Annotated in this window: 8 protein-coding genes and 1 tRNA gene; 4 read left to right on the forward strand and 5 right to left on the reverse strand. The window is 54.3% G+C overall.

The window, feature by feature from the left end; all coding sequences use genetic code 11:
* Positions 1-495: 495 nt before the first annotated feature.
* On the reverse strand, positions 496-1,440 hold the full coding sequence (locus ACILRN_RS03105) for a glycosyltransferase family 2 protein (RefSeq protein ID WP_395685446.1): 945 nt from the start codon (positions 1,438-1,440) through the stop codon (positions 496-498).
* A 350-nt stretch (positions 1,441-1,790) separates the two neighbouring features.
* On the opposite strand from ACILRN_RS03105, the gene ACILRN_RS03110 reads away from it, so the two are divergent.
* The 3 genes from ACILRN_RS03110 to ACILRN_RS03120 all read left to right on the forward strand — a co-directional run bounded on the left by ACILRN_RS03110 (position 1,791) and on the right by ACILRN_RS03120 (position 11,824).
* Positions 1,791-3,866 (forward strand): tetratricopeptide repeat protein, encoded by a 2,076-nt coding sequence (locus ACILRN_RS03110; protein ID WP_395685448.1) that lies wholly within the window; start codon positions 1,791-1,793, stop codon positions 3,864-3,866.
* A gap of 62 nt (positions 3,867-3,928) precedes the next feature.
* The gene (locus tag ACILRN_RS03115) at positions 3,929-4,483 is read left to right on the forward strand and encodes an invasion associated locus B family protein (protein ID WP_395685450.1); all 555 of its coding nucleotides are present in this window, start codon (positions 3,929-3,931) and stop codon (positions 4,481-4,483) included.
* A 420-nt stretch (positions 4,484-4,903) separates the two neighbouring features.
* A complete protein-coding gene (locus tag ACILRN_RS03120; RefSeq protein ID WP_395685452.1) occupies positions 4,904-11,824 on the forward strand; it encodes an autotransporter domain-containing protein in 6,921 nt (2,306 codons plus the stop codon).
* Positions 11,825-11,928: 104 nt separating this feature from the next.
* Here ACILRN_RS03120 and ACILRN_RS03125 read toward each other — a convergent pair whose 3' ends face one another.
* The 3 genes from ACILRN_RS03125 to ACILRN_RS03135 all read right to left on the reverse strand — a co-directional run bounded on the left by ACILRN_RS03125 (position 11,929) and on the right by ACILRN_RS03135 (position 14,574).
* Positions 11,929-12,816 carry a glycosyltransferase family 2 protein gene (locus ACILRN_RS03125; RefSeq protein ID WP_395685484.1) on the reverse strand — a complete coding sequence of 296 codons (888 nt, stop codon included), beginning with the start codon at positions 12,814-12,816 and terminating at the stop codon, positions 11,929-11,931.
* Entirely contained in the window at positions 12,797-13,849 is a 1,053-nt protein-coding gene (locus tag ACILRN_RS03130; RefSeq protein WP_395685454.1) for a hypothetical protein, read from the reverse strand. Before ACILRN_RS03130 ends, ACILRN_RS03125 begins: the two co-directional genes overlap by 20 nt.
* 635 nt (positions 13,850-14,484) lie before the next feature.
* Positions 14,485-14,574: transfer RNA gene (locus ACILRN_RS03135), tRNA-Ser, on the reverse strand.
* An 80-nt stretch (positions 14,575-14,654) separates the two neighbouring features.
* Between ACILRN_RS03135 and msrA the strand changes: the two genes are divergently transcribed.
* On the forward strand, positions 14,655-15,308 hold the full coding sequence (msrA, locus tag ACILRN_RS03140) for a peptide-methionine (S)-S-oxide reductase MsrA (RefSeq protein WP_395685456.1): 654 nt from the start codon (positions 14,655-14,657) through the stop codon (positions 15,306-15,308).
* An 8-nt stretch (positions 15,309-15,316) separates the two neighbouring features.
* Here the strand turns inward: msrA and ACILRN_RS03145 are convergent, their stop codons facing one another.
* A complete protein-coding gene (locus ACILRN_RS03145; RefSeq protein ID WP_395685486.1) occupies positions 15,317-16,432 on the reverse strand; it encodes a Gfo/Idh/MocA family protein in 1,116 nt (371 codons plus the stop codon).
* Positions 16,433-16,434 lie beyond the last annotated feature (2 nt).

A 16,434-nucleotide genomic window follows, 5' to 3' on the forward strand; every position in this document is an offset into this window, starting at 1 on the left:
TTAAAAAGCATCAGAAAAAGCTGTAGTGGTTGAGGGTAGGTGTTTCCGATCGCCAGTGGTCGAATGGATAATGTCGAAGATACGGGGTTTCAGTGCTCCTGCCGGTTGACAAAGAAAGACATGAGTTCCCCCTAAGTCCTGATGGTGCACACCCAAAGCACCTACCTTAGCTTCCTACAGTCTGGCTTCACCTGACCTCCACGTTACGGACAAGTTGAGGTTGCTGGCTGTAGCTGCTACCCGGCCTGGTCAACACTTCTAGGCTAGCGGGCCAATAGTTGTTCTGTGTCACCAAGCATTGGCCATTAATGTCGATGGATATGAATGCCCTGGTGATGTTTACCCTGCTTAACTGAAGCTAATTAGCATCTCGCACCAAGACCATGGCGACAAGGCTGGATGGACACAGAACCACACTAGCGACTAGTCGAAAGATATGATCTTTCGCCGGAACCCGTCAGCTGTCTACCTATGGGCAGTTCTGATCCTTTGCTCCTATTTTTTCGGTTTTGCAGGATCTGTGGACGTTGGCGCTGTATGAGCCGCCGTTGCGTCATGCAAATCGGTCGGAACTTCTAGATTGTGAACTGCAGCTCTAAGGCTGACCCTTATCTCGGAATTTGGGTGCCCAAGCCGCCGCCGCATTTCTACGGGCCTGCGGGAAAGGATCACTTCGGCGCGGGCGGCGGTAGAACGACCGCGTGCGCTCTGAGCGGCTTTGACTGCGGCCGCGAAGACCCTTTGGCGTGTTTCCAGAGGGATTGGAACACCGAGTATTGGCAGCAGGAAGCGCTTGAGTTCGCGGTAAATCAGGTTGTGAATGAAGCTCTTGCGGAAACTTCCACCCGTGTGTGCAAAGCGGAGATCGTCTTCGTGCTCAATGACACTCTCGATAATGTGCTCCGGCAGATAGCCCTTTTTGACCTGCGCTTGCCGAAGTGAGTTCTGTATATCGACATCGCCACCCGCTCCCCATCCCTTGAGTAACTCGTCATAACCTCCAATGCGATCAAATATTGTTTTCTCGATCACGAGGAAGCCCTGCAAGTTGTTCAGGCTTAACGCGGATGTCGTACTCTTGTGGCGATTGAGCTTCTTGCCCGGAGGAAACTTTGCATAAATTCCCGGCTTCAGATTTCGCGAGAGCCATGCGATGCATTCTGGACTCAGTACGACATCAGCATCAACGAACACCAGCCATTCGCCCCGGGCAGCGGCTGCACCGCTGTTGCGCGCTTCCCAGTTCGAAAAGTAGTTGCGGCCGGGCAGGTCAACCACATGAGCCTGCGGAAAGCGCTCTCGCACGAAATGCTTTGTGCCCTCGGCGCAGGAGAAATCAACGACGATGACTTCACTTGCGGGTTGAGAAATCATCGCAGGCAGACTCACTTGCAGATGCGAAAGCCGGTTCTTACAAGTGGTGATGATGCTGAATTTCACAATTCATGTTCCAGAACAAGATTTTCAGGAAGTAACCTACCATCATGGCTGTTTGCATTTTTTCTTCGCAAACTCAAGATTCACTGTCCCAAAACCACCTTGCAGGGCACCCTGTGGCCTGTTCGCTGCGGGTTTTATAAGAACTTAGCTGTACAAACAATCTCTATGCTGCGCATCTGCGAACTGATAAGAAAGAGATAAGGCGAGCGGTAATTCGCGGATCCGCTGTTTTTTTCTTGAGGTCAACTGTGGTTGAAAAAACCGAGTCTCGTCGGATCCCTGCCAATACGGATCCTCTGAAGACCGATCGGTCTGCGGTTGATCAGCCTGCCAATCAGCGCAGTGTAGTCATGTCTGTGAGGCGTGCCCTAGACGAGGCTTTGAAGCGTTATCAGCAGGGTAATCTGGAGCAGGCGGCAAGCATTGTCTCTCAACTCACGGCAGCCAAGCCGCGCTCGGCAGAAGCGCATAATCTCCATGGCGTCATCCTCGCGGCCCAGGGCAAGCGTGCCGAGGCTGCCAAAGCGCTTGGGCGTGCAGTGCGCATCGATCCGCGCAACTCCCAATATCTCTCCAATCTGGGCGAGGTCGAGCGCCAGCGAGGCAAACATCAGCAGGCGGCTGCAGCATTCAATGCAGCAATTGAGATCAATCCCAGGAATCCGCAGGCTCAGAATAATCTAGGCATACTTCACTATGACCGGCGGGAGTATGCCGAAGCCGTGGAGTGCTACAAGAAAGCGTTGTCTCACACCAAAGCCTATCCGGAAGCACATAACAATTTGGGTAACGCCCTGCGTGCGTTAGGCCGCCGTGAAGAAGCGATCGACCACTACCAGAATGCCGTTCTGCTTCGCGAGAAATACCCCGAAGCTTACAATAATATGGCATCAGTATTGCGGGAAATGGGGCAGCTTCCCGAGGCAGAGCATGCTTACCGCAAAGCCATAAGTCAGCGCAGCGATTATGTGGAGGCTTACGTCAATCTGGCGCTGTTGCTTGATGGAAGTAACAGGGCCGACGAGGCGCTTCGTTTGCTTGGTGAGGCATTGCGCATCAATCAGCGGCACAGCGGAGCGCTGGTGCATATTTCTCGGTTGCAGCTGCGGAACATGAACTATGAAAAAGCAGCTGAGGCGGCCCGGCTCGCGATCAAGTCTGATGCAAAATCAGTTGATGCTTACTTAACACTCGGTCAGGTTCTGACAGAGACAGACCAGCTTAAGCAAGCTCTTTTGGCTTTCGAGTCGGTACTTCGCATTAGGCCCGGCATGGTCGAGGCGCGCACACTTTATGGTGTCTGTCTCAAGGCGATGGGCCGCCTAGACGAGGCCCGTGAGCAGTTCAGGCAGGCACTCGACTTGGCACCTTCTGCTGCCGGTGTTTATGCCAATATATCGGACCTTCAGAAATATACGCCTGATCATCCACATCTGCACGAGATGCGGCGTCTCCTGGCTGAAGCACCCGATCCGGAGAGCGAACGCGTCATGCCTTTATATTTCGCGCTTGGAAAGGCTTATGACGATATCGGTGAATTTGACCTGGCCTTTGATCATTTTCAGAAGGGCGCGGCGATCAAACGCAGGAAACTCAACTATGATGAAATCCAAACGCTGGGTTTCCTCGATTCAATCCGTGAAGTATTCAGCCCTGATCTGATGCGAAATCCGCCTTTTGTCGGGATATCCAGCGAGGTTCCAGTTTTTATCGTGGGAATGCCGCGTTCGGGTTCAACGCTTGTCGAGCAGGTTCTCTCAAACCACCCTTCGGTATTTGGCGCTGGTGAAATCAAGGACTTTACCCGTGAGTTGAATAGCCTGCGTGGCCGGTTTCCTGGCCTTCCGCGCTTTCCGCACATGATTCAAAAAATGAGCGCAGCCCAGTACCGCATGCTTGCAGAGGGATATCTCCGCAAGCTCACGGCTCTGGCCCCAACGGCGGCGCGGATCACCGATAAGCTTCTCACAAATTTCTATTTCGTCGGCCTTCTGCACATGCTCTACCCAAAGGCAAAGTTCGTGCATACGCTGAGAAACCCCGTCGATACATGTCTGTCAGCCTATTCGAAGCTGTTCAAGGACGACATGCCTCACAGCTACGACCTTGGAGAGCTTGGCCGTCATTACAGGAAATATGCCCAACTTATGGATCACTGGCAGGATGTACTTCCTGACGGTACGATGAAGACCATTGTATACGAGGAGGTCGTCAATGATCTCCCTGGTGCGGCGCGCGGCTTGATCGATTTCCTCGGCCTGCCTTGGAATGAAGCCTGCTTGGCTTTTCATGAGTCACAGCGACCCGTGAAGACTGCGAGCGTTGTTCAGGTGAGGACGCCCGTTTATGCGACTTCGGTGGGACGGTGGAAGCGATATGGTAAGTCTCTTCAGCCTCTCATCGAGGCACTTGATTACCGCGAATAGACCTTGGCTGTCTGTGTGTTGTGCTTGGTCTGCCCGGGCACAGCATCCAAAGGAGCCTTACGATGTGCCACTACTCTTGGAAGGACTTCACGATGATTTTCCTGAATCAACTGTCTGTGCTCTCTCTTGGCATGGTGGCCATTGTCGCCGCTGTCTCGGACGCAGATGCCACAACCCGAATCGAGAAGACCTTTAGCGGATGGAAGGTGGAATGCGTGGAGGCCGATGATGGCAAGTCGTCTTGCGGCTTGCAGTACGCCTTGGCGACAAAGAAGGACAAGGCCATATTCTTCAGTTGGTCGATTTTGAGAGATGCCAGGAACCCTGATAGCAACAAGGTCATACTACGAACGCCTACAGGCGTGCTGCTGCAGAAAGGCATTGATGTCGGGTTCGAGGGTGCTGAACCTGTGAAGGTAAATTACCTGACATGTGGCCCGCGTAGTTGCGTTGCCGAGTTCGACTTCACCGACAAATGGGCCGAGGCGCTGGCATCGAATGAAAAAATCGAGGTGAACTATGTCGCCGCAAACGGCAAGCCATTGAAGCACCAGATAAGCCTAAAACAGTTCAGCGAGGCCTTCGAGTTCTACAACGGCCAGCTAAAGTCCGATTAGGGTTAGCGAGTATGATTGCGGAAAGAGATGTTGCTATCAGCGAGTCTAACCCTCTTTCACCGTTACTTGGGGCTTTTGCAACTTTACCTCGAGGTTTCTGCCGGGCGGAGTAAACTCCAAAGCCAGTTCGATTCACGATGAACGCGCTTGGATAGAACTTTGTGAAGTTGTTCGCGTTCGCGCCATTACGTGGAACATGGCAGGCAGGACTGAAACAAAAGGAGGCTCTGCCCTGACCTTTGGGCGGAACGGCTTCCAAAAAACAACCTAAGTAATTTAGATTTCGTACTTTTACTATGGCCGCGTCGATGCGGACTTATTGATTGAACAATTCAGGCTATTGATCTAAGTATGTTTAAAGAATGGCGTTTTCTTGGACAAGTGTGTCCAAATTATTGGTAAAACTAGCAGGGTGAAATCATGAAGCGCTCCAAGACCGTCAAGATGTTGACGGGTGTGTCGTTGATCGCCCTCGCTGTGATCGCAAATCCGCCGAAGAGAGCCTTTGCGACTGACGTTCTTTCACCTGGCGCCTACGTAACGATCAGCCTGCCTTCTGATAATCCCACCAATCTGACCGGCAATGTCATTGGCCCGGGTGATGCAAGCGCGACGAACGGGATTACATACGGCGTTGGCATCGTTGATGGCGTAGAGGTCGATGGATTTCTTTGGAACCAAGGTGAGATCTACGCCAGTCTTGAGGATGATGCCGGTGCAGGCGATGTATTCGGCGTCTATATCGAAGATGGTGTGACTTTCGATGCTGGCGGGGTCCGGAACGATAATGCTGTTTACGCCTCTGCAATCGATGCCATCTTTCCTGCCGGGGCGAATGATTTTTCTTACGCCGAGGCGATTGGCATCGAGTTCAATGCTGTCGATGCTGTTAACGACGCAGCAGCGAATGTTCTAAACCGTGCAGGGGGCCACATCGGCGCCTCTGCGTTAGCCGTAACCTACAGCACGGCGGATGCCTTTGCCGCCGGCGTCCGGGAATTGGTATCAAGCGCCGACGAGGGAACAGCCTATTTACAAAACCACGGGCGTATCACGGCTGACGCAGTGGCTGGCGTAATCCTGGCTGATGGGTTTGGCAGTGCCTATGCCACAGCAACGGGTGTTTTTCAGTCAGTGCTCGCGGGCGAAGATGGCTATGCTGAGGTCGAGAATGATGGTCTGATCGACGCCACGTCCTTTGCGTATGCCGAAGCTGACTCGGCCGTACTCAACATCTATGCCGAGGCGAATGCGGCCGGTGTGACCCAGATCGTCGATGCTGGAGAGTTTGGCTCGGCCTTGGTCCACAATGAACTAGACCTTGAGGAGTTATCGAAGATTTCGGCCATTGCAACGGCAATTGCCTATGGCTCGGCTTATGGAAGCGCCAACGCCAACGCGTTCGGTGTAGAGCAAATGGTGGTTGATGGCGATCTTGCCGTGGCGATCACCCAAAATTTCGGCCTCATTGAGGCTGGTGCTATTGCCTATGTGAGCGCAGAGGACGCGTTAGCAGATGCCTCGTCTTTCGGTGTTTTGCAGGGGGTCGACGGATTCAAACAAGCTGGGGCCGGGGTATACAATGTGGGCGTCATCGACGTCCAGGCGGGCGCCCTTGCCTATGGTACCACCGCGGTGGCGCACGTTACAGCGGCGGGAATCTACCAAACTGGCGAGATTGACAGCTTCGAGGGTGAGATTGTCCTTGAAGTTGAAAACTCTGGCATCATTTCGACCGATGCATTGGCAGTTGCCCTTGGCAGCAATGTTGCTGTTGCTGCAGCGTCGGCTGCCGGCATCTACCAGTCAGGACAGGGCCTTGGAGATATCACGCTCAGTGTCGAAAATCACGCTGCGATCCTCTCTTTTGCAGTGGCAAATGCCGTTTCTGTTGCCGTGGCAGATGCCAACGCACGTTCTTATGGCGTGGCGCAAACAGCAACAGGCAAGGACTTTGAAAGTGAATCCCTCGCCCTGATTGCGAATGACACTGATGCGGTGATTGCGGCCTACGCGAGTGCTGAGGCCTCTTCCATACTTGGCTCCGCCTATGCGAGCGCCGCTGCAGCCGGTGTTTTTCAGACAATCAATTCGGACGAGCCCTATCTTGGCAACGCGACTGCCGAGGTTATGAACCATGGCACCATCTATGCGGATGCGGTAGCTGCTGCCTATGGTAACTTTGCCAAAGCCGAAGCAACTGCTGCCGGAATTTTCCAATTCGCTAGTGCCGACTCGGATGAAGATGGTTTCGGGATTGCCGATCTCTACGTCGACAACGACGCTCTCATCCTCGTGGAAACCTCCGCATCTGCCGAAGGCTACACGGCAGCTATCGCTTATTCCTCTGCCGAGGGTGTAATTCAAAGAGCTTACAGCAATGCTGGCGCTGAAAGCAATTCGCTTGATGCTTATGCGGAGTTACTGAACTCAGGTAGCATTGCCGTGATGGTGGCTGCAGATGCCTATTCAACCGATGGCGTTGCCCTGTCGGTGGTGAACGTCCATGGCGCAAACCAGATTGCGGAGGCTACTAACAGCGCCGAACTCTCTGCTGAAAACACCGGCGATATCGTAGGTTTTGCCAATTCAGACGCCGCGGGCAAAGACTGGGCGGGTGCCTTCGGTCGTGCTGTCGGCATCGAACAACTTGCCGGAGCGGGCAGCATGGCCTCGGCCACGCTGGTGAACGACGATACGATCCTCAGCATCGCCGATGTGGCGGCCTATGCAACCGGCCCTCTCGGAGAGGCAAGCGCCATTGCATCCGCGATGGGCGTTGAGCAATTATCCAGCTCGGATGCTCAGGCAGATTCTTATGCCGAAAACAATGGCACGATCTGGGTTACCTCGATTTCAGATGCCGAAGCTTATGACGCCTTTGCATCTGGCACAGGTACTGGCCTCTTGCAGCAAGCTGAATCCGGAGGTGTCGCAGGAGCTGTAGCTGTCAACAATGGCTTCCCGGATGTATATGAGTCTTCGGTCGATGCGGCTGAATGGGCGCTTGCGGACCTGGGTGCGTGGCTGTTCACCGCGGGCGGTACGGGTGGTGTCGACTTGGCATCTGCTGCTGTGGCTGACGTTTCACCACCAGTCCTTGGCGGTCTCTACGTCATCTCTGCTGCCATGGCTGATGGCGTTTATGCCTCAGCAGAAGATCTTGCATTTGGTATCAGTCAGGAAAGTGATGGTTCCGATTCCTATGTTGAGGTGACCAATAACGGCTACATCGGCGTGATCTCCGCTGGTGTCGCTGGTATGAGTGGCAGCGCTCTATCCGCTGATGCGGAGGTACAAGGTGTTGGAATTGAGCAGAATTCATATGCTTCCGGTGTGGCGACCGCAGATATCGCCAACCTTGGCTCCAACAATCTTCTGGGCCTGGCCATCGCCAATGGTGTCTATGCTGAAGCAGGCGTATTGGCTTTTGGTTCCGTCCAGAATGTAGCAGGCGCCGGTGGAAGCGCCTCTGCCGATCTGGTCAATGATGGCTCAACCTTCATTCTCTCTGCTGGACTGGCAATCTCCGACGGGGGTGTTGACTCTTATGGAAGTGCTGAAGCCCTTGGTGTAGGTGGTTTACAACAGGCGTCGGCGCTTGCAGCAGATGTATCTGCCGCCAATAGTGGTACGTTGTCCGCCAATGCCATCGCACTTGCCATGAATGGTGACGCCGCTTTTGCTGAATCGAGCGGAGCGGGTCTGATCCAACTTGCTGCTGGGCAGTTTGCTGATGCCTATGCGATCAATACGGGCTACCCCGAAGGCGACTTCGGTCTTGACGTGATGGGCTCCATGGGGCCTGCCGCTGATGAGGGCGATCTGCCGGGCGAGGGCCTGATTTCGTTACTTGACGGCATCTATGTCGTGTCTCTTGCTGCCGCTGGCGCTTATACATCGGCGAGTGCCGTCGCCGAAGGCATTGGCATTGGCCAGGACGTAAGAGGCGGCATCGCCAGCGCCGAGGCATATAATGAGGGCTACATCGGCGTCGCTACGGTTGCAATTGCAAACGCCAGCGAAGGCGATGCCGGTGCGGGTTTGTCTGCGACTGGTGTTGGTCAAGACCTCTATGCGGCTTATAGCTATGGAATAACAAGCGGCGTTGCCAGCTTCGATAATGGCTATGACGAGCAACTGAACGTGGGCGGCATCGCCTTTGCCAATGGATATGGCAATGCCGCCGCTACGGGCAATGTGACAGCGGTAGATCAGTATTCCGAAAACTTCCGTTCGGCGACTGTGGAAGCCTATAATGATGGCGATATTCGAGCAGTCGGCATAGCGAGCGCCGCCTCTGATTACGGGCACGCCGGTGCGCGCATGACGTCTAAGGGCATATTCCAGGATATTGAGGTCTACGAAGATGGCGAGGGCTATGCTCTCGTCGAAAATGATGGCTTTATCGTCGGAATGGGCCGTGCAAGTGCAGATGGGTATCATGACTCCTTCGCTCTGGTGTTTGCCAACGGCATTGATCAGAACGTTGACGATCAATCGGACGCTGCCTCTGTGCCCAGCGAGGTGGACGCACTCGTTATCAATGGCGTAGGCGGCGAGATATATGCATCGGCTGAGGCCGTAGCAAACGCGAGCTATGATACGGCAAATGCAACGGCCTCAGCCGGTGTCCAAGGTATCTCACAGATGCTTTATGGCGGGGCTGCCGAGGCTGGGGTGATCAATGAAGGTAGTGTGCTCGCCATTGCAGACGTGGATGCCTACGCCTCAGGCATTCTAGGTTCCGCTGGAGCCTTTGCCTACGCAACCGGTGTATTTCAGGTTGCCATGGGTGATGGCATCATTTCCTCCGTGAACCTCTATAACAGCGGCCGGATTGATGCGTTTGCGTTAGCTGAGGCGGATGCTTACGATGATCAAGCCCAAGCTCTTGTATTCGGACATCGCGCCATCGGCTCGGAATACCTAGACGTTTATGTCGAAAACACAGTAGGCGGCGTCATAATGTCTGTCGCCGTCGCTGATGCTTATGACGCTGCCGGCGCTGAGGCAGTAGGTGCGATGTTTGAGGCCGACCTTTATCTCGATGGGACCATCACTAACGATGGCATTATCGCTGGCTCAGCCCGTGCCTATGGTAACGGTGTGGCTTATGCTCATGGTGTGATCGAAAGCTCTGGATCCGGCAATACTGTTGATTTGATCAATACAGGCGAAATCATTGCCTTTGCCGTGGGCGAATATGCCATGGCTACTGCAGTAGCAATTAGTGGCCAGACAGTCGGCTTCGCCACCATCCTGCCCGAGGAGGCCACTGCTACTGTGACCAACAGCGGTGGCGCCATCTTGGCTGCAGTTGCAGACGGATATGACGAGGATGAGATCTATCACCGCGGCAATGCCATCAACACGGCAGGCTTCTTCTCGCCACTGCTCGACGGTAGCTACCTCGGGCAAGCGCCAAACTCCGTTGACATATATCTTGAGGGCGGTGCCGGAGTCGCGGGCTATAAGTATGCCTTCACAAATGACTATGCATCGCAGGTCGTGCAGGATTGGTTCGAAAGTGAAACAACTGTTGGCTATGTGTATGGCAATGTGGATATCACCGATGACGACTCGATTATTGTGCGCGACGGCGTGACGATTTTTGACGGCATCGTCAATGCCAGCGTACCTACTCCGGTCAGTTATGATGGTGATTCCTACGGAGAAGGTTCGCTGTCAATCCTGGATGGCGGCACGCTCGCCATGCTGAGAAACAACGTGGATGGTCCCTCGGGAGCCAGCGTCGAGAACTTCACTGTCGAATCTGGTGGCACGCTTGCCATCGAGCTGACCGATGAATATGGCGAAGGCGATTATTCTCAGGTGTTCACCAAGAACGCATCGATACAGGGCGATGTTGCGGCGATCTATCGGCCAGGCATGTACCAGAATGAGTATCATTACAATAACGTCATCGATATCTATGATACCGTTACTTCGACGGTGGTGTCCGGCACAGGGTTCGCACACGTCTATGACAACAGCGCACTCCTTGAGACCCAATCCGACGTGGACGATGAAGGCTCTGTCGACCTCCACGTCAGACGAGTGAAATTCAACGAAGTTCCAGGATCGACTCATAACCAGAGTGCTGCCGGAAGCGGCATCGAGAGGGTCTATGATGGCGGTGCCGGCATCGACCCGGATACTGACTTTGGACGGCTCGTAAGCCAACTGTTCACTCTCGATGAGGCGGAGTATGCCAACGCCATGGATCAACTAGGTGGCGCCGAGTATGCGCAGCACCTCCAGTCTGTGCTCTGGTCCACCCGCTCAATGCAACGCACCATTACGGAGCGCATGGAGTGTGCCGATGAGGGCACGAGCAACGACAAGTTGGCGTCTGCGGGGAAGGCGGCGGGCGCCAGAGTGATGCCGACCGCGGATACGCAGATGAATGCCACTGGCTGCTTCGATCCGGGCAGAGGTTCTCTGTGGGTACGTGGTTTCGGTCAGGTCAACACGCTTCAGGGTGGCGACAACACCCCAGAGATGAACGAAAGCCAGGCTGGTGTGACCTTCGGTGGCGATTATAGCTTTGACGAGAACTGGTTCATTGGATTGGCCGGCGGCTACTTTAACTCGACTGGCAACTTCGACGACTGGGGCGGCCGCGATGGAGCATCGATTGACTATAGCGGCTGGCAGTTCGCAGCCTATGGCGGTTTCGACAACAGCGATTACTATCTGCGCGGTATCATGACCTACGGCGGATATGAGGGTAGTGCCAATCGCTCTTTCACAATGAATGAGCACTGGGACGATACTGAACATGCCGCCTACCACGGGTCATACAGCCCGGTCTCTGGAAGCCTCTCGGGCGATCCGACCTCCAGCGTACTGTCGTTCTATGGTGAAACGGGCTATCGCATGGACGTCAGTAACTCGGCTACCGTCACACCATATGCCGGCCTCAATGTTGCATCAGCCACCTTGGATAACTTCACGGAGAGCGATGCCGGTGGTACGGGCGCTGCCTTGGCTGTTAATGGCTCGGACGCCGAATCCCTCGTCTCGGTGTTGGGCCTGAGGTTCAACGGTGAGTTTGCGATGGGCGAAAGCCTCTTCTCGCCGACGATGTCGATCGCATGGGCACATGAATTTGCTGACACCGCGGAGGTAGACATGTCCTATGCTGGAGATGGTGCGCCGGATGGCGCAGATTTCACCATCAAGGGTACCGATGTGGCGGCCGACTCGATCCTCATAGACATCGGTGCCAACTTCTCGATGAGTGAAACTTTCGATGTTGGCCTCTACTACAACGGCATGTACAACATGGATTACATGTCGAATGCTGTCACCGCGCGGTTGCAGTATAAGTTCTGACATCGGTCACCATGTCAAAATAAACAGGACTGCCGGCTTTCCAGCCGGCAGTCCTGTTGTTTTGTGAGATGACACAAATAGTGTCAGTGCAGAACTGATTGCCGTTAAATGCTTGACGCCGCCAGTCCAGCGCTCGTGAGGGTAAACTCGAATTCGAGAAGCAGTGATTGCTTGCCCCTTACCGGAGAGACCGTCCTCAAGCCCGTAGACGGAAGTCTGACCTGAATCCTTACAGGCGGGCCGTCTGATGCATGCAGCGCGGAGAGTGCCGAAGCATGCTTCATTATTGCCTGATACAGGTCTTGTCGCCATTCTAAAGGCAACTCTTCGCGGCGCCGGTGAACCACCCAGGCATGCTTCTTGGCTTGCAGGTACATTAAGTTCAAGGCCTGTTGAATGGCCTTTTGCTGAATGGGATTGTAGAGAACCCGTTCTGTATCGCTGTTGTTGAGCTCTGAAAGAAAGCGTGCTGGCAGCTCCGCCTCGCGGCAGCCGGTGATCTCAAGCTTGTGGTAGAGATCTGCGTCCTCGCAGCCCCAGCCCCTATAGACTTCGTCATAGCCACCAGCTCTCCTGAAGGAAGAACTGGAGGTAGCAAAAGAACCCCACGCTGTCGCTTGCCCGTTCGAATCTTGCGGCGTCCGGAAATACAGCCCTGGGCTGGCGCGTTGGCGCAGATAGTCTGGCAGTCCGGGTTGGGCGGCTATATCTGCATCCAGGAACATGAGCCAGTCACCAGTTGCGGCCTCAGCGCCAATGTTGCGGGCACGCGAGAGATTGAAGGGGTCCCCATCGGGCACTGATATCACCTTCACGCCTGACATGTATTCGCTGACCCAGGCACCAGATTTTTGCGGGCAGGCATAATCCACAAGGATTATCTCATCAAAACCAACCGCCAAGTTTTGAGGGAGTGTCTGCTTCAGATAATCCAGGCGGCTCTTGCAGACTGTAACGACAGAAATCTTCAGCCTAATGGGACTTCTCCTCAGTCAAAGCGATGCGCCCTGTCTGGCCTGAAAATCGAGTGTGCGGCCTCGGGATGGTTTCAAATAACTGATGGCGCAGATAGTCCTCCAGCGATTGAGGAGTAAAGATCACAGTTGCGTTGCCAGTACACAGAGTGAGTTCCCCAAGGAAGAGCTCTCCGTCCTTTGCTCTCATCATGTCCACCCGAACAAGGCTGAATGGTCGGCCAATGACTTCGGCCGCTTCAATGATCTTGTCAAAATCATTAGGTCGCTGAAATTGTCGTTCGTTGTAGTCCGGATTGTGGCGGCCTAGGCGGCGTGTACCTGACATGGGTTCCCCCATGTCATTGAAGAAGCCAAGGCTGCTTTGTTTCTGCTTGCTGTTGGAAGCATATTGAACCTCATATCCGGCAGCAAAACGTCCTTCCCGAATGAAGAGTTTCAACTCCTGGCCACCTTCGAGCAAATCTGACAAGTCCTCCTCTAGGAAAACACGTTGGGGGTTAGTTCCATACCACCATTCTCCGTTAGATACCCCAAACGCCTGTTTCATTCGCTGGCCAAGTGCTTGGTTGATAACATGCCGCTGCTTGGCCGTTGGCGGCCAGACCAATCTCAAATGTCCTGCATTACCGAACTCCAACTTCAGCCAGTAGATACCAGGCGGTATCTCGGTATCCGGTGGCAGTAATGGCCGCTCCGATACCCAATACCGGTTCGGGGCACGAACTCTTCCAGCAAACTTGGCAGGTATATAATCGTAGCAGCTAAGTTTACTAGCGGGATTGGGAGAAATGGGTATCCGGTCAAAAAACTTCATTTTGAAGAAGTGGTCAGCCGTTTTCGGGAGCGTAACAAGATCAGGCAGCCTACCGTGGGCATGTTGAAAAACTTTTAGTGCATTGCCCAATACAATGGGTAGGCGCACCGCAGGATATACGTCGATGCCTCTGCGATAGCCAACGATGACCAAGTCATCAAAATAGTCTGGGCAGCGCTTACGAAGTACATCCAAAAAATGTGATGCGCTCATACTGTCAGATTCGGAAGTCATCACAACCAGCTATGCTTAAGTCAGTTCAAGTAATCACATTGCGAAGGCGCCATCAAGGTGCTCAGGCTGCTCACAGCTCTTTCCCTTTTCGGAAACACGATTACAGCATCATGTTTCCCGTCTGTCCGCGCAGAGTTCTCGCTCGACCCATCGGTTGTCATTCTTTAGAGGGTTTAACATCAGCCAGGCTATACGTTGCAAGCTTGACGCTCGGTTGGGGCCGCTGCCCAACTTTGTTGACCACAAGGCGATTGATCATGTCCCTAGCCGCCAAACACCTGAATTAGCTGAATTCACCATGAACCAGAGTGCTCCTGCGTGAGTTTGCTTCTTCTTCCGACATCCTCGTGTTCTGTGTCCCTCTTCGCGACTCTGTTTCAAGGTGGTGTCTAGTTTTAACCGGTCGGATACCTGTCTGGATGCGCCCCAGTGTGTGAAAATCCTACCGTACTCCCTCGGAAGAGTTGGTTCTCAGAAGTCGGACAAGGTAGCAACGTTTGCCACCTAAGCCTTGATGATCGAAACAAGTCATCTGACGTCCGCTATCCGTCAGGGGGGGGATGGCGGGTGGCAGGTGCCTCTCAGAAACGTGTGCCGGTAAGTGGCTTTTCGGGGGTTTGAGGGGGTAATGGATTTGGCGGAAGAGGAGGGATTCGAACCCTCGTTACGCTTTCACGTAAACACGCGTTCCAGGCGTGCGCCTTAAACCACTCGGCCACCCTTCCTTGAATTCTGGTCGTTTATAGCCATAGAGTGCGCCAAATCAAGCGTTGTTGCGTAGACAAGGCAAGGAGATCTGAAGACCATGTTCTTTACCCGCCCGAAAGCCCGTATGATTGAACCTGGGGAGGCGTTGCCGGGGCGCGCAATCCCTCTTGAAACCTCTGAACGTCATTTTGTGAGCGGACATCCGCTCAGGGGTCCATATCCCGATGGGTTGGAAAGAGCCGTTTTTGCGCTCGGCTGTTACTGGGGTGCCGAGCGCAAGTTCTGGCAGGTGCCAGGTGTCTGGGTGACGGCGGTGGGCAATGCCGGTGGGTTTACACCCAATCCCACCTATGAAGAGGTCTGCTCCGGCCTGACTGGTCACGCCGAGGCGGTTCTGGTAGTGTTCGACCGGACCAAGGTTTCCTATTCACAGTTGCTGAAGGTGTTTTTTGAAGCCCATGATCCTACTCAGGGTATGCGGCAAGGCAACGATGTGGGAACACAGTATCGATCGGCGATCTACTGGGTGGGCATTGCCCAGCGCGATGCGGCCCAAGCTGCAAAGGCGGTCTATCAACGCGAGCTGCAGCTGAATGGCTTTGGCGCGGTGACCACCGAGATTGTTGAGGCTGGGCCATTCTATTTTGCGGAGGCATATCATCAACAGTATTTGGCCAAGAACCCGAACGGCTATTGTGGCCTTGGTGGCACAGGCGTCGCTTGTCCCGCTGGAATTGGTGTTGACGCTTGAGGCCAGATCTACTTTACCTGAACCCATTGCCGTGTCTTTGAGGATGCGATAGCAGCCTCGACCACCTTCTGGATTTCATAAGCCTCGCGAAAATCCGGTCCGGATGGGTTGCCTGTGGCAATCGCCCCCAGGAATTCCCCCATTTCGATGGTCTTGAGATCGTTGAAACCAAGCTGGTGGCCGCCTGCCACACAGAACTGACCGTAGGGCACGTGCTGAGGGCCTGCTTCGATCCTGACATAGCCACTGGTTCTGACGTCACCCCCGGCTTTGTACAGCAGCAATTCATTAAGCCGCTCCTGGGTAAAGACGAGCGACCCTTTTTCACCGGTCAGTTCAAAGCCAAGCTGCATCTTGCGGCCTGTGGCGATCCAGTTTGCCTCAATGGTGCCACCGCAGCCCCGCGAGAAATTCACCAGTATGCGAGCGACGTCATCGACCAGCACATCCTTCCTGTCCTTCGCATCCTTGGCCACTGGCCGTGACTTGATGACGGTGCGTACATCAGCGCTGACCTCCGAGATGGGTCCCAGCAGGAAGCGCGCCATTCCGATGATATGGGAGCCAAGATCGGCAATCACACCCGGGCCACCGACCGGATCGATCCGCCAGCTATAGGGGCTCTCGGGATCATGCATATAGTCTTCCGCGTGGATGCCGCGGAAGCCTGTGATGTCACCGAGCTCACCTGCTGAAACCATGTCACGAGCCAGTTTCAACAGTGGGTTTTTTATGTAGTTGAAGCCAACCTGGGTAACCAAGCCTGACCGTTCGGCTGCTTCAACCATAACCTTGGAGTCAGCCAGACTGGGAGAGAGCGGTTTTTCGCAGTGAACATGCTTTCCTGCGGCAATAGCCGCCAGCACCATCTCCCTGTGGAACGTGTTTGGAGTGGTGATCGAGACAACATCCACTGCGGGATCCCTGACCAGGGATTGCCAGCTCGAGGTCGAGCGCGCAAAGCCGTATTGGTGAGCAGCCTTCGCAGCGATTACGTCGTCTACATCGGCAATGATTTCAAGCCTTGAGGCAGGTATATCTGGGAAAGCGGCTAGCGCGGCGCGATAGGCAAAGGCATGCGCCTTACCCATGAAACCGGTGCCTATCAGTCCGATACCCAGCATCC

Origin of the sequence: Aestuariivirga sp. (genome assembly GCF_044238155.1) — a bacterium.
Classification (GTDB): Bacteria; Pseudomonadota; Alphaproteobacteria; order Rhizobiales; family Aestuariivirgaceae; genus Aestuariivirga.